Source organism: Rhizobium sp. 01T437, assembly GCF_056398505.1.
This window is the reverse complement of sequence record NZ_JBFTPM010000012.1, coordinates 58,841-81,697: the sequence shown is the minus strand read 5'-3', so window position 1 is coordinate 81,697 and position 22,857 is coordinate 58,841. Positions and strand designations below refer to the sequence as shown.

The window sequence follows — 22,857 nt, the reverse complement described above, 5'->3', positions numbered from 1 at the left end:
CATTGATCGGCATAGTGGACCTGCAATTGTCCGTGGTCTGGAGCTCGGGCACGAATCTGATCGGCCCAGCGTATCGGCGGGCTGGAAGGCGTGACGTTTGTCGATCTCTGTAGGGATTACTCCAGTTCCGAGAAGCAACAAACGCAGAACAGCTTGACCAAACGTTCACTGGCTTGGGCGAACAGAAGGCTGCCACCCAAAAGCAGGTAGAGGTCGTAGAAGACGAGCTGCAATGTACGCAATCGCTCGTAGAACGTGGACTGATTAATCGATCGGACTATACCGAACTGTTGCGCATTGTCGCCGATCTGCTCGGGCATGGCAGGATGGAATCATATTCGATCCCGCCCCACCAGTGGCTTTGCTCAGGCTCACGAGAAAAATAGACGTAACGCCTTCTGAAGCGCGATATAGAACTGAAGGCGCCTGTTAGCGCCGCGGTTCGAAGCGGGAGCACGTATGGCCGGTCTCGTTATAACCGCAGCTAATCCAGCTTCGCGCACGCATTGAGACGCTCTTCGCCGCCCCAATCTTTGAAGAGCTTGGCGGCTTCGCGATCGATGTCATCCTGTGTGAACTTACCACCGGTCTTCGGTCTTATGTCGTCAGCGGGAAAGGTGATGTACTGGACGCGGCCCCGATGGAGTTTCTTTATCTCATCATAGGTCTCGGTCCCGGCAACCTTTATCCCGCTCAGATAGGAAGTGAGCGCAATCGTGCCTTCGCCGATACCTTCCGGCGGCCCCCTGTCCCCATTAATGGCGAAGGCGATCCGGCCGGACTCGACATCCCTGATAATGACGAGGTCGCCGTCATCCGTTTTGATGCCGCCTGCTCTCCAGTCAACCTTTAAGGGCAGGACCACAGCCCTGTATTTCAGACTATCCAGATAACGGCCTTGGTCGCAGGCGTCTTTTGCGGGATCGACCGAGATCGACGTCTGGGAGATGAAATAACCGACAAATGGCTCGACGGTGTTCAGGCAGGGCATATCGCGACCCAAGGCCGCGTCGTGTCTCCAAGGGATTATGTCCTTGGTCTTTATGACAGCATGACCAGATGGGTTGTACTTGGAGTCTCGAGCATCCTCGAAGGAAGTGATAAAAGTTTCATAGCAAGCGCCGTGCCGATCTTTCGGGTCGTCACCGCATGTAATTCGAACCCCTTTCGCGTCGTAGAGCCGGTTAATGGCATTCGCTATGTTGTTAAACGCCAGTCCTTTTTTTGCGGTAGGGTCATCCGGATGATAGGAGCGCGGTGTGCCGTCGGTATTCACCGCCATGTCGGCGGCGTAATAGAGCGAGCGCACTTTGTGCGTGGAGGCATAGATCTTGGTGTGTTGATCGTCGCGATGTGTGTCGATTTGCGTCATATTGCACAAGTCGGCTGTCAGCGCGGGTGACGAATAAAGACCGAGCTGTAGAAGCACAACGGTCGCTCTAAGTCGCTTCATGGTCAAACTCCCCTTCTTGCAAGCTGCCTAGGATGCAGCGCCATTGATCACAACCTTTGAGACGCAGGCGTCGAGCGTTGTTGCCAAACTTTCGGGTGTCGAAAACATCATGGGCTTTCCGCTATGTTTGTCGGCGTCGTAGGCTTTGGCGGCGTCCACAATGTCGCGGTAGTTCGGCGCCTGCCGCGCCAATCGTTTCCTCAAATCGAGCCTGATGCGATTAATCGCATCATCGACAAGCCCAGCAGCGGTGGCTTGGGCCGCAGGGTCGGTAGATCTGGCGGCGCTAGCCACGCAAAGCATCCCTTCGGCTGCATTGAGCAGGTGCTGAGCCGACTCGCTCGGTTTCGCATAGTTGCGACCAGCGGCGATCATAGCCGCGCTTAAGCCGGCTCCCTTCAGGAGATTGACGTTGGCGTCATAGAGAAGAGCTCCCGCTGCCACCCCAGCGCTCGATATGATACCGAGCGCGGCAAGATCTTCAGTGCGAGAAGCATCGTCGGCCAATCGCATATACTCCCCAGCGAGAGCAGCAGCATAGTTGGCGCGCCCGGCAAAAGAAGGACCAACATCAATTGTGGGGCAGCTAAAGGTATTCCTGCATGCCGCCTTTTGTATTGATGGATCCGAATTTCGGATCCGAATATCTAGTTCAGATTGTCCAACATCACCGGCGCCGACACAGCCGCTTAAAGCAACTGAACACACCACGAGAACTGAAAGATGCACAGATTTACTCCACGCGGCACGTACCGCATGGCCAACAAAATAGAACTGCATTTTTTAACGCCCCCCGGCCACTGTCGCCCTAATGAATTTCTTAAAAAAGGCACCCCACGACAGTACTCGGTAGAATTGCACGGCAAATGTAATTTGCCTATACCTTGTGCGCAAAAAAATGCTTTGCCTTTTTGCTGGATATTTCCGTCACCGTTTTGAGAATAGATCGCGTAAGATCGCTCAGAAGTAGCTAGCGGATGCCCCTAGGCGAACCGGGCTTTGACATCCTGAGAGCCTAAATGACGATGTCGAGATCCACGACAGCGCGCGGCGCAAATTTGTAGTATCGCGGAGGCGATGCGACCTGAACGGACGAATCGCCCCGTTTGTCGCCCACGGCCTGAATGGCATAGGTCTTGTCAGGCTCGACGACATATCCGCCGTTCTGCGGAAACCGATTGAGATTGCGCATCAAGAGCTCCTTGAGGGCTGGCCGCCGAAATCTGACCGAACCGGCTAGGGCGAGCGGAGCGATGCCATCTGGAGCGGCATCGATCTTTTGCACGCTGACTTGAACCGGACCGTCAACCGTCCTGCATGTCACTGATACTGAAATCCAGGCCTCGTCTTGTGCAGGTTTGGTTGTTGTCTCCGTATCCCGGTTGCTCCTGAAGCCAAGGGCGTACATCATGTTATGAACACCACTGCTGCCTCCGGCCAGCACCAAAGCCGTGATGAGCTTCGACAACGTATCGGACGTGTTTGTGACTTCATTTTGAAGGCTGGCTGCAACGGTGGCAGCATCGGCGCTCGGATTTGGAAGGCTGAAGGCGGCCATCAGGCTCGCAAATACGTCAAGCTTGAAATAGAATACGACGATCGCCGAGATCACGATCATGACGATGGTCTTCACGCCCTTTGTGTCGAAATAGGCGAGAAAGACGCGCCAGTTAAAGATGACGGCAAATGCGCTCTCCAAAACAACGGCGGTCACAAAGAGCATGGTGAGCGATTTGGCAGATGCCGTATAGACCAGGTTCGACAACCCCAGTGCCGGCGTTGCTTCGTCCGCCGCCCATGCGACGTCGGCCATGGCCGCCGTATAGAGTACGGCCACTATGAATGCAGCACTCGCAGCATGACGCAGGTATCGTACGATCATTCTTCCCATAGAAGATTTCCCGGACGCGTCACGCAATGTCGAACTCCACCCAAAGCGGCGATCCGGAACGGACTGCCTGCAACGAGCCGGTGGGGGTCTGCAGGGCAGGGGGGAAGGCACCGGTGCCCAACCATACGTCGTCTGCGCGCACCGTTCGACCGCTCGTCTTCTTCTCAAGTGCGTCGAGGATGCCGTGGAAGGGCATCTCGCCCCATCCGACTTTCTTCGCGTCCTTCTGGTTCGTCGGAATGAATGCCGATAGATCGGGACTGGTCATCAGCTCCAATCCCTTGGCTTGTGCGGTCGCGTTCTGGCTGCCGTGATGGCCCACCTTGTAATAGACCGTTCTCGCCAGAAGATCGGACCCGGTCACGGAGTTTGCTCCGATATCCCATTTTAGGCTTTGCCAGCTCAACCAGCTTCCAATCTGCGCATCTGCGGCAAAGAACATAACGCGCCCTGTCTTGGTATTCTCGAAGGCGAGGACGACGCTGGTGTTGTTGGTCTGGTCGTCAAGCTGCATTGCAAGCGTCGAGCTCATGGCAAGCCAGTCGTGGTCGATACGCCGCCAGGATTGGTCCACTTGATTGGAATCCACGGGCTTTCGTTGTCGCTTGGTGCGTGGCGGCGCGGGTAGCTGACCGCTATAATGTTGCGCGAGGAAAGATACAGCAGCGCGATCGAGCTCGCCATCCGCTTCAGCCGACATCAGGCCATCGAGAGGAAGTCCAACATTCCAATCGAATGGCGCGGCTGGATCGTCGACGAATTGATCACCGGCCATGGTCAGAGCGAAGGAGCCTTGCAAGGCAGCTGCAATCGGCGCGGCCGAAGCGCTTGCAAGTGAATACATTTCCGACTGCCGGTCGGTGACCTTCAAAAGAGCAGCATCGCGCGGAGGCCCGAGGACATAGATCCTCAAGTCATCCAGACCGGGGATGGTCGGCCGCAGCGTGCCGGGTTCGAGATAGACGGGGGGCTGTGTCTTGGCGAGTTTTCCCGCCTCGTCGCGCATCCTGCGAACCCGTTCCCCCTTCACGCCAAAATTGAACCCAAGGATACTCTGAACCCCGTCCCGGACGTTCGCCATATACCCGTCATTCCCGCCAACCGCTGAAAGGCGTTGACTGGCTTGGCTGAGCAGGGCAAGCGCTTGCCCCTTGAATTTGTCGAGCTGTCTTGCTTGCGGATCCGCGGGGTTTTCGGTCCAGCCCATCCAGACTTCGCCGATTTCTGCGAACTGCGCAAACTTATCGGCGGCTGAGAGAAAGCCGGAAACATGATCGACATGTTCATGCGTCACGACAAGCACGTCGATCTTCTTGGTGACGCTCAAAATGTCTGAGACGATCGCGTTGATCGTTGCGGGGCCGCCGCTGACGGAACTATGGACACCGCAATCGATCAGCATGAAAAAGTCGTCGAGTTTGTCGCGTTTAATGCGGATCAGGTGGCAGTCACCGAGACCCTGGCAATAATGTCTGACCGTCATGACGGGTGCAACGGGATCAAGTGCACCTGCCCTTGTTCCGTCGGCGGTCGCAGTCGCCTTGTGTGTTGGTGTCTTAGCCATGGTCGAGCACCTCGTGTTCGGCATGAAGAATTGCGAACGGCTCGGCCTCCGTTCGTCCGAAGTAGAGGCTTCTCAACGGCGAGCCGATGTTGTCGCGAACGGTCTCCTGTTGCCTCTGATCGCGGGAGGCACTCGCACTGTTTTTCAGGACGATGTAGCGGATGCGCTGCCGGTTGGGGCGTTGCTCGATGATGACCGTGGCGCCGCCGCGGAACCAGTAGAAACCGTTGTCGACATTCTGCCCGTCAAAGGCTTTTGCCTGGCGCTGCGTCACAACGGCAATGACATCGGTCAGGAATGTGCCGTCCGGCCCGAGCCGCCGTGCGGGGCGAATGCTGTGGACCTCAAACGTCGTGGCACCCTTTGCCTCACGGCGTATATGGCCATTTTCCTCATAGCGTGGGACGTCGGGAGCCAGGCCAAACTCCTGCATGACATCGGGATCGGCCGCAAAGATCTTATGCAACCTGTTCCAGACCGCCCAACAATTCTCCTGGTTCTGCTTGAACAACTTGGGGCGGTCTGCCCCCTGGTCCCAACTTAGATCGAGACCCGTAAGAAGCGCAGACAGCCACGCCGGCTGACTGTCGGAGGCAGAATCCCAAACGAGGGACTCCTGAGATATTGTCCTGACGTTCCGAGGTAGGATCCCGCGATTTCGGAATGCTTCCATGAAAGCCGTGCGGTAGCCGAACGGATCGTCCGGGACGACGTCGACATCGGCAGTGATCAAGGCTCTTAAATATTCGCCAAACGTGACATCGACGGGTGGAAGATAGTCGAGCGCCCGAATGCACATCCGCAGAACCTGCTGAGCCGTCTTACAGGTTTCCGTCGTCAGCCTGTCGACGAGATCTGGGTGGAGCGCGCCCTCAGGCAGTATGCCAGTCCCATTGCTCGCAATCCGGAAGAGATCGCTGACACGGCGGTTGACGATGTTGAGAAACGCTTCATAGACGGCGAAGACGAGGATGGATCCGCGTTCGTGGGGTTCCGTCGTGTCCTCATAACGCATCTGCTTTTGACCGTTATCCGCATAGTCGCGGAGCGGCCCGCCTCTGCTCCCACCCTCACCGAACTGTTTTGCCAAGCCGCTCAACAATTCGAGGGCTTCGAACTTGCCTTTGGCTCGTGCTATCTCGAAGCGGACGAGCTCGGCTACGTTGAAATGCTGAAACAGGGCGACAATGTCAGCGAAGGCTTCGTGAAACGCCGGGACGTCGGGGTTGGACGCCTCCTGGAAGCGGCGATGCAGGCCATCCAGGAGGGCATGCGTCGTCTCATGCGCGATGATGTCGCTCGACAGGCACGAAAAGACCATTGATCCCGTCGGCGTGGAATCGCCCTCGCGTGAGTTCGCGATAAAATAGCCGAACAGCAGAGCCTTCTTTTCTGGGCTGTAATAAGCATTCTGGCCACGAAAGGCGTGAGGATAGATCCTGAGTTTCGGAACCTCATACATCTCCTGCCGCTCATTCTCCTCGCCGACATTGATCTTTGCGAACCGTGGAGACCAGAGCGCGCGCCTGCCGAGGGCAAGCTCGAAATGGCGTATCGTTGTCATCGCGACCGCATAGACCATCTGCTGGTGGAACTGCGGATTGCCTTCAGATGGTGACCACCCGTCCTGTGCAAGCAGGATCTTTGAATTAAGGTCGACGGGCTCATAGAACCGATTGGAGGCGGGGTCGACATCGACCACCTCGATATATTCACCGACCGGGCCAGGACGCAGCGGCTCAATCGTCTCCGGTGCGTCGTCCCACGGGATCGACAGGGTCGTCTCGTTGACCGCAACTGACGCAAGCGACTGGGCAATGCTCGGATCGAGAGCGAAAACGCGAAGCCGCCTGTTTGGCACCGGCGGTCGCCATGCCTTTCGCTTCACCGGCGTTGCGCTGGAGCCCGGCTTCGTGGCGATTGAAACCGTTGAGGATCGCCCGAGCAGGGAAGTGAGGAAGGCTTCGAGCCTGCGCGATGGCTTTGCATCAAGGGCAGCTTCCAAAAAGCGATTACGCGCATCGACCGGGATCTGATCGATTGGAACGTCGGGATCGTCGATCGCGCCATCCACTTCAATGGATCGCTGGCAAAGCTGCGTCAATTCGAGAGCCAGCATCTTTTGTCGTTTGCTCGCAACATCATCCGGCGCAACGGATACGCCGCCGCCAAAGACGCCGTCCAGCCAGCCAAGTGTAGAGGATGCCGGCGGAAGTTTCCTGTTTTTGAGCTCCGCTTCTGAGGGCGGTTCGATCTTCAGGGCGTCGGCCGCCATCATGATGCCTTGACCGATGGTTTTCCTCGTTTGTTGGGTGTCCATTTTGGCCGTGGTCTTGGTTGCAGCTGTAAACAGCGCATGCCTGACCGCTTCAACGCGCATCCATCTTTCGGAATAGTTCTGCACCTTGTCCCAGTGCTCAGCAAGCCAGAGAGCGGCAGCAGCAGCAATCTGAGGCGTGGCCGCCGAGGTTCCCGCGCCATCCATGTCAACGACATTACCGCAGCTGATCTGCGCCCAGGGAACATTGGGCGTATAGGCGCCAAGGGCGGTGTCCATCTTGCTGTCAGGTCCGTAATTGCCCTGCATGGTCCCAAGTGCAAGATTGGTATAAGCGCGACCGTCAGCCATCACGCCGCATGCAGCAAGGACCCGTCGAAAGCGGGCCGGGTAAACAATCGAAGGCACTGGCAGGTTGACGAAGTTGTTGCCGGCGGCCGTAACAAGCACCAGACCCGCCTCATAGGCCAGGTTCACGGCGTCTGCGAGCGCTTGTGACGAAAACCCGCCCATGCTCATGGACAGCACGTTCGCATCTCGCTGACGCGCATAATCGAGACCCTGAACGATTGTGCCAGTCGTGAAGCGTACGACCCAGTCGGCGATGCGTACCGGCAGGATATTGGCGAGCGGCGCGCCTCCCACGTAGTCACTGAAGGACTTCCAGCCAGGAGAATTGCCGTTCAGCTTATTGCCGGCAAGCAGGCTGAGCGTGCCGGTTCCATGTCCATGATTGGCGAGCGCTGTGTTTGCCGGAATATGGTCGCCTGCGTCATTCGCATTGCCTTCGCCAGACACAAAATTTCTCTGCCACTCCAGTTTCAGGTTCTGCGGCTGGGTGAGATGATGTGAGGGATCGTAGCCTGTATCGAGGTGAGCGATCAGGATCTTGCTCATCTTGACGCCGACAGCCTGCCGGGCAGCCGCGAGTTGGCTGTAGTCGTCGCCGAAGTTCCAGGCGACATCGGGACCGACCGCCTTCCGCCCGCCGCCGTCCTGATCATCAAAATTGCAAAGGGTTGCCTGATCGGCTGCGGCCGCGAAAGGGCTTCCTGGTTTTTGGCGATCGACCGGCCACTGTTGCGGAAGGTCAGGCTCGATTGCCTCTACGCCAGGAAGCCCTGAAAACGATAGCGGCTGATCCGCATCGAGAATTGCGTGTGCCTGGTCCCACGGGTTTCCGGCCGTCGAGTCGGCCTGGCTGATGCGCAGCCATGTAGAGGGGCCGGCGGGTGCGGCGGCAAGCGGGGCTCCGGGCGTGCCTGTTGCTGGAACCGTAAGGATTGGTTCTGCCCGCATTGACGCAACACCCTTGGATTGCTGCATCGATTTGATGAACTGACCTCCATCACCGGACACTTTGACCAGTAAAGTTGGAGCGTCTGCCACAGGAACCTCCTCATGTTGCAAGCCGTCTGAAATTGGCGTCATTTCGTGTATGGAATGCACGAATATGCGTACGCGTGGTCGTGATCACTTCGCGCGTTGGTCGGGTGCATTGGCGCGGAGAGCGTAAAGGTCGAGTTTCCAGCGACACCCGCGCACTCGCTTGAAGTATTTCAAAGCACCAAGGTGCGTCTGAAGTGATTCAGAACTCTGAACGACAAAGTTCTACCGCGCAAACTCCAAAGATTGCGCGTCAATACGTCAGTTTATGGATATTCCTCTTCCAACGATATTCGTTTTAGTACATTACGAATGAAAACACAACCATCTGGAGAGGCCAGCTAATCCATACCAAGAATTATTTTTAATACTAAATCCGGCACTGACTAATATTCTAGCTTCGGAACCTCCGTTAAGACGTGAATATGGCCCGAAGCGGCGGGATGTCGATGTTGCCGTGTCATGCGAGGAGAAATATTTCAGATCGCCTTCGCCGCCCGAATATTCCGCCTATTCGACTGCATTTTGGAATTGCCACAAATACGGGCCCCAGAAATTTTGGCCAAGACCTTCATGACACTTCAAAAAAAGCCGTGTCTAGTTAAGATCAAGATCTCTCCAGAGCTCGTGTGGAATAGGAAATTCCTTCTATCTGGGAGACGTAGATCTTAGGCCGGATGGATCCAGCAACACCGAAAACAGACTGGACAAGAGGTTTGATATTGGGGGTCTGCACTGAAATATCGGCCTGCTTATTGTAGAAATACTTCCTATCGTGTAAATTGCTTTCATCTTTTTGCTCAATCTATTGTAATATTGACGCGTGTGATCGTTCGTGGGGGAGGGATTGCCATGGCACGTCACCATCAATTCGGCATTTCGGCATCGATCTGGGTAGCGGCTGCGGTTATCGCAGCAGGAGCCGACTTGTCATACGCGGCTCAGAAGCCTCTGGCGCCGACGCAAATTCTCCAGGTTCAACCACCGCTGACAGACGCCAAGGAGGCCGAAAACATCAGCGGAGCGGCTTGCGCCGTCATAAGCGAGAAAGGCACGTCTTGTCTGCTGATCGGTGACGAAAAGAAATATGCCAGGTTCTTCACCCTCAAGGGCGACACGTTGGTGCCCGGCAAACAGCTGTTTCTTCTGCCCAAGGAATATACCGAAGGTCAGGAAGCCAAGGAATTCGACGAGACTGATGGAGAAGGTATCGCTTTTTTTAATGGAGCGTATTTCCTGACCGGCTCACATGGGCTGAATAAGAGCGGGGACCTTCAACCCTCTCGATACTTCATCTACCGCGTCAGCGTTGATGCGGACACGGGGCTTGCTGCAGACTTGGGGTCGAAGGAAAAGCCATCGGCCCAAGTAAAGCGATCCGCAAATCTCAAGGCGATCATCCATAGCGATCCAGAACTCTCCAAACATGAGGGGGACATTCCGGACAAGGACGGCATCAACATTGAAGGTCTTGCTGTCTCGGGTGACACCGTATTTCTGGGATTTCGGGGACCGCTCCTTCACGGAGAGGCACTTATCGCATCGCTCAGTGTTTCCGACGCTTTTGACAATCCGGAAGCTAAACTCAAAACCTATTCTGTCGACCTCGGGAAAGGACAGGGTGTTCGCGATATTGCCGCGGCAGGGGAGGGCTTTTTGATCCTTTGGGGTCCCGAGAAAGACATGTCAGGCCCTGCAGGAATATGTTTCTGGAAGCCGGGTGGGGATGCAAAGCTTTGCCGCGAGATCAAAAAAGCTGGCCCGGCCGACAGCAAGCCCGAAGCGTTGACGGTGCTCGAAACCACTGCAGATCATTACAAGGTCTTGATCATGTCCGACGGCGCGAACAACGGGGCTCCCGCAGTCTATGAAGTTCCACGCTAATCGGTGGTATCAAGCGGGGCAGCCCGCAATTATGCCCAAGTCAGCACTCCTGGACGACAGGGCGGGGGGATTTTTTGGCGCAGGGTTAATCCAGGGAACCATCGTCAACACGTTCCCGGCTGGCTACCGGATCGGATTGAAAGGCTCAAGTACCTAGCTTGCCTAGGCAAATCTAGGGGATGACTTCGCCAATCAAGTTATCGCCGACTGGCAACGAGGGGACGTTGCGTTGGCGTTCGGAATAATAGTTTCAGAGAAGACTATTTCGCGCGATGGGGAACGTGATGGCCAAGCCGGTGATCGATGAAGACAAATTTGTTGGTGCCGACAAGGGTATCATCCTTCCAGCGCGACACCTCAATGAGGACGGCATCCGCCTGGAACTGAGCAATTTTGATCGCTCCGATCCGCCGAACTACCAGCCAAACGGCGTCCCGCGCGGCGTCGACTTTAACGGAAACGTCCTGGCGATCTCGGCCGATGCCAAGATGCCGGCAATCAAGGTCAACTGCGACGTCGCGGGCTTCACGCCAAGCTCGGCGACGCCGATCTATTGGCGTCTCCAAACATTGCACGTTCTGGCGCGCTTCAAGAATGTCGGCAGTTACCATTACCAGTCACGTGTCGTACCGCTTCAAAGCGAATGGAGTGGCTCGTCCGAGAGCGCGTCGTTTACATTGTTTGCTGATGGTGCGATCCCGGCCGGGCTCGTCTATGACAATCTGGACGACCGTGTCGCTGGCGGACATGCGGTGCTTACTATTGCTGCAAAGCCGAGCGGCTCGTGGCTGCAGGATTATGTTCATCTACGCATCACCGGCACGAACCCGACCGAAGCTGATATTCGGTCGAACGTGAAAAAAATCGTCGCTGGACGGAATGCCGCCCCGCTCGAAAACATGTTGAATGCCATATTCGCTTGGGAAGCGAATATGAAGCAGTTTGAACCGAAACGCCAAACCCAGACGAAATTCGGAGAAGACGGGTTCAAGAAGCTTTTCGACTGGCCCGACGATCCGCAGAACTTTCCCGTCGCCGCATTCGATTTCGGCGTCGGCATTTCGCAATTTACCAATCCGGCAAAGCTGACAACGCCAATGGCCTGGGATTGGAGGTCCAACATCGCGGCTGGAGCCAACGAATTCTTCGATCACCTCAAGGCCGCGTATAAAAACAACATCACTTGGGCGGATTGGGCTTTGGTGGCGTGGCGCACTTACAATGGCTCGGGCGCTGGCGCTGCAGCTTATGCGCAACGGCTCGCCAATTCGCCCGACGGCATGGCCGTTCCCAAGTCCGTCGTTCCGAAGCTTAAAGCGAACGCTCTTGCCGCGATAACTTCCACAGTGCCGCCGCCGTCCAAATGGCCGCTCAGCAAGTCAGTGGCGCTGCAATTGTCGGGCGCCGCACTGTCGGTAGCGTCGAGCGACGAATCCAGCAAAATCATTGGCGATGCAGCAAGCCTGGTCGCCGGGAACCGTGAGACATTGGCCTGGATGTGGCCGCGCGTCCTCGAGAACCTTCACGCCCAGCACGATCACGCAGCGACGGCTGTCATTCCCGGACTGTCGGCTTCTGACCTCGCTGGCGCGGTCGTAGGACTAAGCAAAGGCGGCATTGGTGCACTCGCCGATGCTGCTTTTGACCACGCGTGGTCAAAGCTTGCGCCCGCCTCGTCCCTGACTGCGCTCGCCGCGCCAAGTTCATTGACTGCTGAATGGAACAGCCTGTCGGACTTCGTACGTCGAAACATCGGCCAAGGCCGCATCTCGGACTGGGCAAACATGCGTGGCATGATGCTCAACGCCTTTGGTGCGCCGACCAACCCGACGAAGGCCATTCAGCGGATCAACGCGTATTATGGTGCGTTTGTATTGGGACAGTTGCAGCAGGGCGGCGCCTCGATGAAGGTTCATGCCAAGATGGCGCAGCGCATGCAATTGGCGCAGTCCCTGATCATAGCCAAGGGGGCCGCTGACAAGCTTGCTGCCGTTTCTGACATTGGTGGTTTCAACATCCGTCCAAACGCCAACGATGCGAGCAAACCAAGCCTCCATTCTTTTGGGATTGCGATCGATCTCGATCCGTCGATCAACCCCAACATGGCGATGTCCGAAACCGAGCTCGCGCGCTGGACCGATCTGGTAGAGTTCCTGAGCGGAGTTAGACCCTATGGTGATGAAAGCAAACGGCTTAGAACACCCCGCAGCTATGACGCTTCACTTCCTGATGTGAACATACTTTGCAGAGCCAACGCCGACTATGTTGCAGCAAACAAAGGCCTTTCCAATCTTGCTACTGCCGTCTGCGCCGGTTTCCAGAGGGCTCTGACGCTGGTGATCTCGACGGCCGATGCCAACAAGCTTTTGGCTTTGGCGGCACCACCACATCCGGACCTTAACGGCCTCAACGACAAGATCGCATCGCTCGGGGTTGCCGCTTCGAAGCGGGCTGCGATGGCCAATCGTCTGGTCTATGCCATGCAGGTCTTCACCATGTCCCAAAAGCCGAACCTGAGGCCGGCAGTTACTGGCACGGCAGCAACGACCGCCCGCCATGGCTTCATTAACCTGCCTGCGGAAGTGATTTGTGGCCTGGCGGCGGCCGACGGCGGTGGTCTTCGCTGGCTGGGCACGTCGACCAGCACGAAAGACTATATGCATTTCGACTTCCGTGATGCTGATCAACCACCGCTTTTCTGACCGCCCATCAAGCGGATTGACTAGCTGGTCGCGATGGCGCTTTGCCCGCGGGCGACCAGGTGCAGATCATCATCGTCACCTGAGACTGAATGATCTTCAATGGGTCGCCAATCGATAGCAGTAAATCGAACAGGGATCGAAAAACCGATGACCAAGTGGCTTCTAGTAATGGTTTCCTTTGCGGCCGACGGTTCGCCCTCTCTCAGTCAATCTGGTCCGTTTGATAATTATCAAGCGTGCAGTCGGGCTGGCGAAATGGTGCAGCGCTGGATTCGTGATTCTAACAGCAACAGAAACTCCTATGGTGTGGCGTGCATCGCCAGTGATACTGGAAAGACAAACTGATTTTCAGTCGAGGAGAAACAGGACGTCGTACTGCGGCCGCTTTGTCGTCGGACTACAACCATACCGGCCTGACGTTGCGGCAGCACCCTTTGAGTTTCCTGCGGGCCGATCTCACTAAGCGTCGGATCGTCACCTGTGCCGAGGCGATGGCGGGGCGCGACCGGCAATGGCTGACGGCGGCCGGCCTGGTGCTGGTGCGCCAGCGGCCGGGCTCCGCGAAGGGGGTGATGTTCATCACCATGGGGGATGAAACGGCCAACGTCGTTGTCTGGCCAAAGCTCTTTGAGCGGTCGCGCCGGGTGGTGCTCGGCGCCAGCATGATGGCGATCGATGGCAGGATTCAGCGAGAAGGGGACGTCGTTCATCTGGTCGCAAAGCAGCTCTTTGATCTCTCGGCCGATCTATCGAGCCTTGCCGAGCGCGATGGCGCCTTCCGGCCGCCGACCGGGCGCTGCGACGAGTTCGCGCATGGCTCACCGGGCAGTCCGGATTCCCGCGAACGGCCGGCGCCAGGGCTTCGGGCGAGAGATATGTTCGTGCCGGATCTTCATATCGATACCCTGAAGATCAAGAGCTGGAATTTTCAGTAAATGCCGAAGGCCTGCGTCTGGGTCCGGGGTTCGCTTCCCATCAAGAGCCGCAATTCTTAAACAACTCCAAAAAGCCAGCGAAGCGTTCATAGCAGGAAACCACTCAAGCCCGGATTTACGTCAGGGATGGTGACCCTAAGGATGCACCGTAATCAGCGCTCTGCGATGGTCTTCGGGTGAGGCTTTGGAGAGTTCAGTCGGCAAACACAAATGGTGGTGAAGGATCATTCAATGCATCAAGCGGACCCTCCAATGCGGTGCGTGGAGGAACCAACTCCGGCTCGATCATGATCGTCAGAGGCTTCGGCTCCTCCAGGAGATCAAAACCCCGCTCCAGCATTTTCGAGATGTTCGGCCGGATCATGTAAACAGGAAAGGGCAGGAATGAAGCGAACGGATCGTAGTCGAAGCATCCGACGACGATATCTCCGAACGTCTCTCCGTCGTGGCGGCCCATGAACCGCAATAGCCMCTCAAAGTTGATGGATGAGTTGATGAAGAAGCACTTGGGCAGCCTCCCGTGCTTGTCGAAAAAACGGTCGAACGCGAGCGCCGTCGCGCTAGGCGAGTAACCTGTGATCTCGATATCTCCTTTTGTGACCGCTCCAAATACGGATTGCTTGACGGCGTGGAAACCGGCGATACGTTCGCGACTGGCGTGGTCGTTGCGGCCGCCGAATAGGTAGACATCGCCGGAGTGAAGTGGTCCCAATGTTTCGGCATGACGAATGATGGCTGACGTCAACGCCTCAGCGCCCTGACGGTTATCCGCGATGACGGATGATGCAAACTTGCCTGGCAGATCGATGTTCACGTGAGGCAGCCCTGCGCGCATGCAGATCTCGTGGACGCCATCCGGATCTGTTGCTCCGGCAATGAACAGCGAGTCGATCGCATAGGCGATGAGAGACTCCACGGTGCGACGTTCTTCCTCGGGGTCGCGGCGGCCCGACACAACCATCGGCAGCAGGCCCCGTTTTCGCGCTTCGCTCTCGAAGGTCTGTGCCATCGATGAGAAAAACCTGTTGTCGTAGACGGGCAAGAGCAAACCTACCAGGCCTGAACGGGAGCTGCGCAGCGCGCGGGCCTGCAGGTTCGCCTTGTAGTCATGCTCTCTGGCCAGTGACAGTATCTTTGCCGCAGTCTCTTCGGAGATGCGCCGCTTGCGCCATGTGCCGTTTAGCACCGAGGCCACTGTCGACGGGGATGCTCCTGACACGGCGGACAAATCATAAATGGTTGCTTTTTTTCGTTCTTTTTCAGACATCCGCAAACCTTCCAGTGGCTCTTTCTCTCTAGATCAGCAGTCCTCTTGACGAAAGTCTTTTCCGTGATAGGGTAATTGCACCATCGATGGTGCATAAATGCAAGACCGATTGTGCATGGAGATGGGGCTTTGAGGAAAGCGACAGGGAGGAGTTCCGCAATGCGGGGCTAACGTTGAGCGCGAGAGCATGGGGCTTTCGCGAACGGTGCTTCCTTGCCGGCTCAGTGGAGGAGGGAATACCCAATGAAAAAGCTATTTGCGGTCACGCTCGGCCTGTCCTTGCTCGCGTCAACGGCATTTGCTGGTCCGAAGATTGGTGTTGTCGTTAAGATTGGCGGCATCCCGTGGTTTAATGCCATGGAGGCGGGCATCAAGGAACAGAGCGCCAAGCTCGGGGTTGAAGGCTTCATGGTTGGTCCGACCAGCGCCGACCCTGCGCTGCAGGTTCGCGCCATCGAAGACCTGATTGCTCAGAAGGTCGATTATATCGGCGTCGTCCCGAATGATGCGAAGGTTCTCGAACCTGTTTTGAAGAAGGCCCAAGAAGCCGGTATTAAGGTCATTACCCATGAATCGCCTAAGCAGGTCGGCGCCGACTGGGATTTCGAGCTCGCCTCCGCCAAGGGCTTCGGTGAGGCGCATGGCAAGTTGCTCGCTGAGAAGATGGGCGGCAAGGGATCGTATGCCGTCTTTGTCGGCTCGCTGACCGTTCCCCTGCACAATGCATGGGCCGATGCAGCAATCGCCTATATCAAAGCGAACTACCCGGACATGAAGCTCATCGGTGACCGCTACGGCGTGGCTGAGGACGTCGACAAGAGCCGCTCGACCGCGCTCGACCTGATGGCGGCAAATGCCGACCTGACGGGTTTCCTGGCCTTCGGTTCGCAGGGTCCAATCGGTGCAGGTCGCGCTGTTGAAGAACGTCGCAAGGACGGCAAGGTGTTCGTGATCGGTCCGTTCTCTCCGGGGCAGGGCGCCAAGCTGATCAAGTCCGGCGCGCTTACCGGTGGCTTCATGTGGAACCCCAAGCAGGCGGGTGAAGTCTTCGTGACGCTTGCCGATCGCATCTCCAAAGGTGAGGCGCCGAAGGCCGGCGACGATATCGAGGGCCTTGGTAAGATCAACCCCGAGGGCAACACCATCATCGTCGACCAGTTGCTGGCGATCAACAAGGACAGCATCGACAAGCTTGTCGGCATGGGCCTCTAATCCTCCCTGGACCCAAGCCGGGGGTCGCGGACAATTCCCGCGCCCCCCAACTTTACGAATATCGGAAAAACCTGCACCAGCCGTTCTCCAGCGGCTGAACAGGAGGATACTCCATGAGCGTCGAACCGCTGCTTTCACTCAAAAACATCAAGGTGACCTTCGGCGGCGTGCGTGCGCTGAAGGGCGTGTCGTTCGAAGTAAACCCGGGGGAGGTGCATTGCCTGGCAGGGGAGAACGGCTGCGGCAAGAGCACGCTCATCAAGGTCATAACCGGTGTGTACAAGCCACAGGAGGGCGCCGAGTTCTTTTTCGATGGCAAGGCGATCTCGGCCATGACGCCCACGCTGGCGCAATCGCTCGGCATCCAGGTGATCTGGCAGGACCTGGCGCTGTTCGGGGAAATGACAGTCGCCGAGAACATCGGGTTTCAGTATGCGCTCAAGGGCAAATATGGTCTCGTCGACAAACGTGCCATCGAGGACGCAGCCAGGAAGGCGCTCAGCCGTCTCGGCGTCAGCATCGATATCCATCTTCCGTTGAAGGAACTGCCGATCGCCCAACGCCAGATCGTAGCGATCGCGCGCGCTCTTGTCGGCGAGGCGCGCCTGGTCTTCATGGACGAGCCGACCGCTTCGCTGACACAGTCTGAAACCGACTATCTGATTGATATCGTTCGTAACCTCTCCGCTTCGGGAGTGGCCGTGGTCTTTGTGTCCCACCGTCTCGCGGAGGTGCTCGAAATCTCGGACCGCATAACCGTGCTTCGTGACGGAGCGCTCGTTGGCGTCTTCCCGGTCGAGGGCATGACTCAATCACGGGTGACCGAGCTGATGACCGGCAGAAACTTCGACAGTTCCGTCGTCGCCGCCGATCACGACGACGCGCAGGTCCTACTTTCCGTCCGCGGGCTGACGCGGGCAGCGGAGTTCGAAGATATATCGTTCGACCTTCGCCGAGGCGAGACGCTCGGTATTACCGGCCTCCTCGGCGCCGGCCGGACCGAATTGGCGCTGACGCTCTTCGGGATGCACCGTCCGCAGGCCGGGGAAATCGCCATCGAGGGCAAGACCGTCAAGTTCAGCTCCAATCGCGACGCAATTCGCGCCGGCGTGGGCTACCTCTCGGAAGACCGTTTGTCTCTCGGTCTCAATCAGCCGCAGTCGATCGCCGACAATCTGGTCATGGCATCGCTCGATAAGCTTCTGTCCGGTGGAATGATCTCGCCGGCGAAGAAGGCGAGCGTGGTCAGCCATTGGATATCGGCGCTGGGTGTCAAGATCGGCACACCCGACGACCCCATCCGGACGTTGTCGGGCGGCAACCAGCAACGCGTCGCGATTGCCAAATGGCTCGCGATCGGTCCGAAGATCCTCATTCTCGACGCCCCGACCGTGGGTGTCGATGTCGGCGCACGCGCAGGCATTTTCGAGATCGTGCGCAAGCTTGCCGCTCAGGGCCTTGCGATCATTCTGATCTCCGACGAGCCGCCGGAAGTCTACTTCAATGCGGACCGCATCATTCACATGGTCGAGGGCAGGATCCGCGCAACCTACGACCCGCGACATTTATCGCTCACCGAACTGGAGTCTGCCGTCTATGCGTAGGCTGATCCTTGGACACACAACGGAATTTACGCTTCTGGCGGTCATGGTCGTGCTTTGCGTCGGGCTGTCTTTTGCCACCGATCGGTTTTTTACGATCTCGAACGCATTCGATGTGCTGAACGTCTCGGCCGTCAATATCATCTTTGCAGTTGGCCTTCTCGTCGTCCTGATCTCGGGCGGGATCGATATTTCCTTTGCTGTCGCCGCCTCGGTGGCCCAATACGTTACCGCGCTGGCCCTTGGCGCATTGGGCGGCGGCAACTGGGCGGAAGGCTTCATGATCGCCGGCGCCATCGGCATTGGCTTGGGTCTGATCAACGCAGCCCTGGTTTACCGGCTGCATATCATCTCGATCGTTGCAACGATCTCGACCTTCAACATCTTCTTCGGGCTGCTGATGTTCTTCACCAAGGGCGTGTCGATCTACGACCTGCCGGAATGGCTGACGACGCGCGTGGTATTTTTCGAACGCGAGATGGCTGACGGCTCCTGGATCGAGCTTACACTGCCTGTCGTCGTCATGATCCTCTGCTGCCTTGCGACCTGGTTCATGATTTCCCGCACGACCATCGGCCGGCAGCTCTACGCATTTGGTGACAACCCGGAAGGGGCACGCCGCTTCGGGATCAACATTGCAGCGATGCACTACATTTCGTTCGGCTGGCTGGGGCTCATGGCCGGGATCGCCGGACTGATGCAAGCCCATTATGCCGAGGAAGTCGTTCCGAACGCCCTCTATGGCCGGGAGCTGGATGTCCTGGCAGCTACGGTTCTCGGCGGTGCGAGGCTCGGTGGCGGCAAGGGCTCGGTCATCGGCTGCGTCCTCGGCGTCTTGATGGTCTCGATCACCCAAAACGGTCTCAACCTCATGGGCGTGTCGCCCTTTGCATTCAAGATGATCGTCGGCGCGATCATCCTCATCGCCATCACGCTCTCGTCCGCACGGATCGACAAGCTTTTCCCGTTTCTCGCCACGGATAGCACCAAGAGGAAGGGCACGCACCAATGAAGGCCATGGCTCAAAAGTTCAACGCCACCTTCGGCGCCGACATGACCGGACCAGCTATCGCATTCGTGGCGGTGATCGTCATCTTCGGTCTGGCCGCAAACAATTTCATCTCCGCTGCAACATTCGGTTCGGTTGCCTTCCAGCTTCCCGAACTCGGGCTTCTCACGCTCGCCATGCTGCTTCCACTTCTGACCGGCGGGATCAACCTCTCCATCACCTTCACGGCAAATCTTTCCGGATTGGCAGCAGCCTCGGTGATGCAGATGTACGGCGGGGCCGACGCGTCTCCAGGCGCGTTCCTGCTCGGTGTCCTTGCCGCACTCGCCACCGGTGGCGCTGCCGGTCTCATGACCGGCGCTGCGATCGCCTACACACGGGCCCATCCAATTCTCGTCACCCTATCAATGATGATCTTCCTGCGTGGCCTCGGTGAGTTTCTGACCCGCGGCGGTGACGTGTCCGGGTTCCCTTCCTTCATCGCCCCGATCGGGCATGGTTCGATCCTGGGATTGCCGATCCCGCTTTTGATCTTCATTGCCTGCGTTGGCCTGTGGCAACTCCTGCTGACACGCTTCAAACTCGGCTTCGGGCTGCTGATGGTCGGTTCAAATATCGAGGCGGCCCGCTACTCCGGCCTGAACACGCGCCGCATCCTCGTTCTTGTTTATACGCTTTCGGGCCTCATGTGTGCGGTCGCCGGCGTCATCATGCTCGCCCGCTTCAACTCCGTCCGCGTCGGCCACGGCGAATCCTATCTGCTGATCACGGTGCTCGCGGCGTTTCTCGGCGGCATCAATCCATTCGGAGGGTTTGGCCGTGTCTTGCCCGTGTTCGTAGCCCTTATCGTGCTCCAGCTTCTCTCCTCCGGCCTCAATCTCATGGGCGCAAACCAGCACCTCGCAACAGCCCTCTGGGGCGTACTGATGATCGTCGTTATGGCCGCAAGAACCATCGTTTCAACCTACATCGCGTCGAGCAGAAAGAAGGGATGACTGTGCAAGGGTTCGGTATTCACGCAAGCATGTGGACAATGAACTGGGACCGCGCAGGCGCAGAGCGAGCCATCGCCGGTGCAGCCAAGTACAACATGGAGTTCATTGAAATTCCGCTCGCAGACGCCGCCTCGGTTGATGCCAGACATACGCGTGACCTCCTGGAAAAGCATGGCATGCGTGCGGCATGCTCGCTCGTGCTACCCGAGGCCGCCTGGGCATCCGTCCGGCCCGAGGCCGCAATTGAGCACCTGAAGGTGGCGATCGATAAGGCGGCTCTGATGGGAGCCGAGGCGCTTACGGGCGTCACTTACGGCGGCACCAACGAACGCACGGGCCTCCCGCCGACCCAGGCGGAATATGACAACGTTGCTCATGCGCTCGGAACTGCAGCCAAGCAGGCCAAGGCCCAAGGTATCCAATTTGGCGTGGAAGCGGTGAACCGATACGAGAGCCATTTGATCAACTCGGCCGAACAGGCCGTGGCGCTGGTCGAACGCATTGGCATGGATAACGTCTTTGTCCACCTCGACACATTCCACATGAACATCGAGGAAAAGGGGGCTGCCAACGGCATTCTCGTTGCGCGTGAGCATCTCAAGTACATGCATTTGTCTGAGAGCGACCGCGGAACGCCTGGAGCAGGAAACGTCCCTTGGGATTCGATCTTCGCCGCCCTGTCTGCGATCGGCTTCAAGGGGGCGCTGACCTTGGAGAGCTTCGTCAGCATGCCGCCGGAGATGGCCGGCGACATATCGACGTGGCGCCCGGTCGCGCGTGACGAGGACGAAGTCATGGGCAACGGCCTCTCGTTCCTACGCAACAAAGCCGCACAATATCAACTGGCATGACTTCGAGATGGTCCGCGTTTGTAGACGGCGTGAGCCGCCGAAAACGCGAAGAGGCAATGGGGGAACTTGTTGAGCAAAATAGACGAAAACGCACAGAAGATCGCAAAGATCGCGGTTCAACGCTTTGCGGAAAACGGCGGTCGAAGAGTTCTTATCGCGATTGCGGGTGCACCGGGTTCAGGCAAGTCGACGCTCGCAGAGCGCGCCGTTCAGGCAATCAACAACGATCACCATCTGGAAGCGGCTCTGTTCCCGATGGACGGATATCACTACGACGATGCCGTCTTGGAGCAGATGGGACGCCGCCCCTACAAGGGAGCAATCGACACGTTCGATGCACATGGTTTGCGCCACATGCTCAAGCGGCTGAAGGCCAATGAGGACGACGTCGTTGCCGTCCCGGTATTTGATCGCTCGATCGAGATTGCTCGCGCCGGCGGCAACCTCATTCCTCAGTCTACAAAGATCATAGTCTGCGAGGGCAACTACCTGCTTGCACGACAGACTCCTTGGGACAAGCTCAAGGAGATTTTCGACTTCACAGCGTTCGTTGACGTGGACAAAGATCGTCTGCGGCAGAGACTTCAAAACCGCTGGCAGACCTACGGCCTGGACCCTGCGGAAATTCGGCGGAAGGTCGAAGAAAACGATCTGCCGAACGGTCTTGCAATCGTAGCCGGAAGCGCCGAGCCCGATCTCCATATCGACAACAACTGATCCCCACGCCGACCGGAAGTCATTGCGGTCGGCCACCGTCAACCCCGCCAAGGATGATCGGCGGGATCTACAACTGAAATTTGGAGACTCATATGAAACACGGGATTTACTATTCCTACTGGGAACATGAGTGGAGCGCCAAGTTCGGCCCCTATGTCGAAAAGGTCGCGAAACTTGGCTTCGACGTCATCGAGGTAGCTGCACATCATATCAATGAATACAGCGATGCCGAGCTCGCAGAAATCAGACAGACTGCCAAGGACAACAATATCATCCTGACGGCTGGGATCGGCCCTTCGAAGACCAAGAATCTGTCGTCGCCGGACATTGCGGTGCGCGAGGCGGGTAAGGCATTCTTCGAGCAAACCCTCACAAATGTCGCAAAGCTCGATATCAAGACAATTGGTGGTGCGCTCCATTCCTACTGGCCGGTGGACTACTCCAAGCCAGTCGACAAGGAGGGCGATCGGGCGCGTGGGGTCGAGGGCATTCATGGCATTGCAGACTTCGCTGCAAACTTGGGTATCAACCTTTGCATCGAGGTGCTCAATCGCTTTGAAAACCACGTTCTCAACACCGCCGCCGAAGGCGTGGCATTCGTGAACGATGTCGGCAAGTCGAATGTTAAAGTGATGCTCGATACGTTCCACATGAATATCGAGGAGGACAGCTTCGGAGAGGCGATCCGTACCGCCGGTCCGTTGCTCGGACATTTCCACACGGGCGAGAGCAATCGCCGCGTCCCAGGTAAAGGCAGAATACCTTGGCACGAGATCGGTCTCGCTCTTCGCGATATCAATTACTCGGGTGCCGTTGTCATGGAACCGTTCGTAAAGACAGGCGGAACGATCGGGTCTGACATCCGAGTGTGGCGTGATCTAAGCGATGGCGCGGACGAAGCGAAAATGGACGAGGATGCGGGGAACGCTTTGGCATTTTCTCGATTTGTGCTCGGCGGTTGACCTGGCCGACGCTGTCAACCGACATGCATCGCTATCGCTGTACCTGAACGAGATGCAAGTGAGGCGGGCCGCCTGAATCCTACAGCCGTGGTCGGTGGCGGTGAACTCCGTGCCACGGTCGAAGGTGATTGAACGACGGGTGAGGTGGGG

At 57.4% G+C, this 22,857-nt stretch carries 16 protein-coding genes and 1 pseudogene; 11 read left to right on the top strand and 6 right to left on the bottom strand.

The window, feature by feature from the left end; all coding sequences use genetic code 11:
* The first annotated feature begins 173 nt into the window (after positions 1 to 173).
* Complete coding sequence (locus AC1DM5_RS23875; RefSeq protein ID WP_477824142.1) at positions 174 to 386, top strand: hypothetical protein; 213 nt, start codon at positions 174 to 176, stop codon at positions 384 to 386.
* A 98-nt stretch (positions 387 to 484) separates the two neighbouring features.
* Here the strand turns inward: AC1DM5_RS23875 and AC1DM5_RS23870 are convergent, their stop codons facing one another.
* From AC1DM5_RS23870 to AC1DM5_RS23850, 5 genes are all read right to left on the bottom strand, one after another.
* Positions 485 to 1,453, bottom strand: coding sequence for a hypothetical protein (locus AC1DM5_RS23870; RefSeq protein ID WP_477824141.1), 969 nt, complete (start codon positions 1,451 to 1,453; stop codon positions 485 to 487).
* Positions 1,454 to 1,480: 27 nt separating this feature from the next.
* On the bottom strand, positions 1,481 to 2,233 hold the full coding sequence (locus AC1DM5_RS23865) for a hypothetical protein (RefSeq protein WP_477824140.1): 753 nt from the start codon (positions 2,231 to 2,233) through the stop codon (positions 1,481 to 1,483).
* Between the two features lie 235 nt (positions 2,234 to 2,468).
* On the bottom strand, positions 2,469 to 3,371 hold the full coding sequence (locus tag AC1DM5_RS23860) for a hypothetical protein (RefSeq protein ID WP_477824139.1): 903 nt from the start codon (positions 3,369 to 3,371) through the stop codon (positions 2,469 to 2,471).
* Positions 3,364 to 4,908: a hypothetical protein gene (locus AC1DM5_RS23855; protein ID WP_477824138.1), complete on the bottom strand. Its 1,545-nt coding sequence runs from the start codon at positions 4,906 to 4,908 to the stop codon at positions 3,364 to 3,366. The genes AC1DM5_RS23860 and AC1DM5_RS23855 overlap by 8 nt, the downstream gene beginning before the upstream one ends.
* Complete coding sequence (locus tag AC1DM5_RS23850) at positions 4,901 to 8,575, bottom strand: S8 family serine peptidase (RefSeq protein WP_477975800.1); 3,675 nt, start codon at positions 8,573 to 8,575, stop codon at positions 4,901 to 4,903. The genes AC1DM5_RS23855 and AC1DM5_RS23850 overlap by 8 nt, the downstream gene beginning before the upstream one ends.
* A gap of 849 nt (positions 8,576 to 9,424) precedes the next feature.
* Between AC1DM5_RS23850 and AC1DM5_RS23845 the strand changes: the two genes are divergently transcribed.
* The 3 genes and pseudogenes from AC1DM5_RS23845 to dnaE2 form a co-directional block, all read left to right on the top strand.
* The gene (locus AC1DM5_RS23845) at positions 9,425 to 10,456 is read left to right on the top strand and encodes a DUF3616 domain-containing protein (protein WP_477975798.1); all 1,032 of its coding nucleotides are present in this window, start codon (positions 9,425 to 9,427) and stop codon (positions 10,454 to 10,456) included.
* A 284-nt stretch (positions 10,457 to 10,740) separates the two neighbouring features.
* Positions 10,741 to 13,158 (top strand): hypothetical protein, encoded by a 2,418-nt coding sequence (locus AC1DM5_RS23840; RefSeq protein ID WP_477975796.1) that lies wholly within the window; start codon positions 10,741 to 10,743, stop codon positions 13,156 to 13,158.
* Between the two features lie 395 nt (positions 13,159 to 13,553).
* Positions 13,554 to 14,093: pseudogene (gene dnaE2 / locus AC1DM5_RS23835) on the top strand (error-prone DNA polymerase); the annotation flags it as partial.
* Positions 14,094 to 14,286: 193 nt separating this feature from the next.
* Here the strand turns inward: dnaE2 and AC1DM5_RS23830 are convergent.
* Positions 14,287 to 15,360: a LacI family DNA-binding transcriptional regulator gene (locus tag AC1DM5_RS23830; protein ID WP_477975794.1), complete on the bottom strand. Its 1,074-nt coding sequence runs from the start codon at positions 15,358 to 15,360 to the stop codon at positions 14,287 to 14,289.
* A 243-nt stretch (positions 15,361 to 15,603) separates the two neighbouring features.
* On the opposite strand from AC1DM5_RS23830, the gene AC1DM5_RS23825 reads away from it, so the two are divergent.
* From AC1DM5_RS23825 to AC1DM5_RS23795, 7 genes are all read left to right on the top strand, one after another.
* Positions 15,604 to 16,572 (top strand): substrate-binding domain-containing protein, encoded by a 969-nt coding sequence (locus AC1DM5_RS23825; RefSeq protein WP_037107027.1) that lies wholly within the window; start codon positions 15,604 to 15,606, stop codon positions 16,570 to 16,572.
* A gap of 113 nt (positions 16,573 to 16,685) precedes the next feature.
* Entirely contained in the window at positions 16,686 to 18,176 is a 1,491-nt protein-coding gene (locus AC1DM5_RS23820) for a sugar ABC transporter ATP-binding protein (protein ID WP_477975792.1), read from the top strand.
* Positions 18,169 to 19,185 (top strand): ABC transporter permease, encoded by a 1,017-nt coding sequence (locus AC1DM5_RS23815; RefSeq protein ID WP_477975790.1) that lies wholly within the window; start codon positions 18,169 to 18,171, stop codon positions 19,183 to 19,185. The genes AC1DM5_RS23820 and AC1DM5_RS23815 overlap by 8 nt, the downstream gene beginning before the upstream one ends.
* On the top strand, positions 19,182 to 20,177 hold the full coding sequence (locus tag AC1DM5_RS23810) for an ABC transporter permease (protein WP_113182401.1): 996 nt from the start codon (positions 19,182 to 19,184) through the stop codon (positions 20,175 to 20,177). Before AC1DM5_RS23815 ends, AC1DM5_RS23810 begins: the two co-directional genes overlap by 4 nt.
* 2 nt (positions 20,178 to 20,179) lie before the next feature.
* Positions 20,180 to 21,028: a sugar phosphate isomerase/epimerase family protein gene (locus tag AC1DM5_RS23805; RefSeq protein ID WP_477822457.1), complete on the top strand. Its 849-nt coding sequence runs from the start codon at positions 20,180 to 20,182 to the stop codon at positions 21,026 to 21,028.
* A 69-nt stretch (positions 21,029 to 21,097) separates the two neighbouring features.
* A complete protein-coding gene (locus AC1DM5_RS23800; protein WP_477822458.1) occupies positions 21,098 to 21,745 on the top strand; it encodes a nucleoside triphosphate hydrolase in 648 nt (215 codons plus the stop codon).
* A gap of 92 nt (positions 21,746 to 21,837) precedes the next feature.
* Complete coding sequence (locus AC1DM5_RS23795; RefSeq protein WP_477975787.1) at positions 21,838 to 22,707, top strand: D-psicose 3-epimerase; 870 nt, start codon at positions 21,838 to 21,840, stop codon at positions 22,705 to 22,707.
* The last annotated feature ends 150 nt before the right edge of the window (positions 22,708 to 22,857 follow it).

What these genes read in the sequence shown, in the direction of transcription:
- AC1DM5_RS23870 (WP_477824141.1), bottom strand. Translation starts at nt 1,453, where the DNA reads ATGAAGCGACTTAGAGCGACCGTTGTGCTTCTACAGCTCGGTCTTTAT.
- AC1DM5_RS23865 (WP_477824140.1), bottom strand. Translation starts at nt 2,233, where the DNA reads ATGCAGTTCTATTTTGTTGGCCATGCGGTACGTGCCGCGTGGAGTAAA.
- AC1DM5_RS23855 (WP_477824138.1), bottom strand. Translation starts at nt 4,908, where the DNA reads ATGGCTAAGACACCAACACACAAGGCGACTGCGACCGCCGACGGAACA.
- AC1DM5_RS23845 (WP_477975798.1), top strand. Translation starts at nt 9,425, where the DNA reads ATGGCACGTCACCATCAATTCGGCATTTCGGCATCGATCTGGGTAGCG.
- AC1DM5_RS23840 (WP_477975796.1), top strand. Translation starts at nt 10,741, where the DNA reads ATGGCCAAGCCGGTGATCGATGAAGACAAATTTGTTGGTGCCGACAAG.
- AC1DM5_RS23825 (WP_037107027.1), top strand. Translation starts at nt 15,604, where the DNA reads ATGAAAAAGCTATTTGCGGTCACGCTCGGCCTGTCCTTGCTCGCGTCA.
- AC1DM5_RS23820 (WP_477975792.1), top strand. Translation starts at nt 16,686, where the DNA reads ATGAGCGTCGAACCGCTGCTTTCACTCAAAAACATCAAGGTGACCTTC.
- AC1DM5_RS23815 (WP_477975790.1), top strand. Translation starts at nt 18,169, where the DNA reads ATGCGTAGGCTGATCCTTGGACACACAACGGAATTTACGCTTCTGGCG.
- AC1DM5_RS23810 (WP_113182401.1), top strand. Translation starts at nt 19,182, where the DNA reads ATGAAGGCCATGGCTCAAAAGTTCAACGCCACCTTCGGCGCCGACATG.
- AC1DM5_RS23795 (WP_477975787.1), top strand. Translation starts at nt 21,838, where the DNA reads ATGAAACACGGGATTTACTATTCCTACTGGGAACATGAGTGGAGCGCC.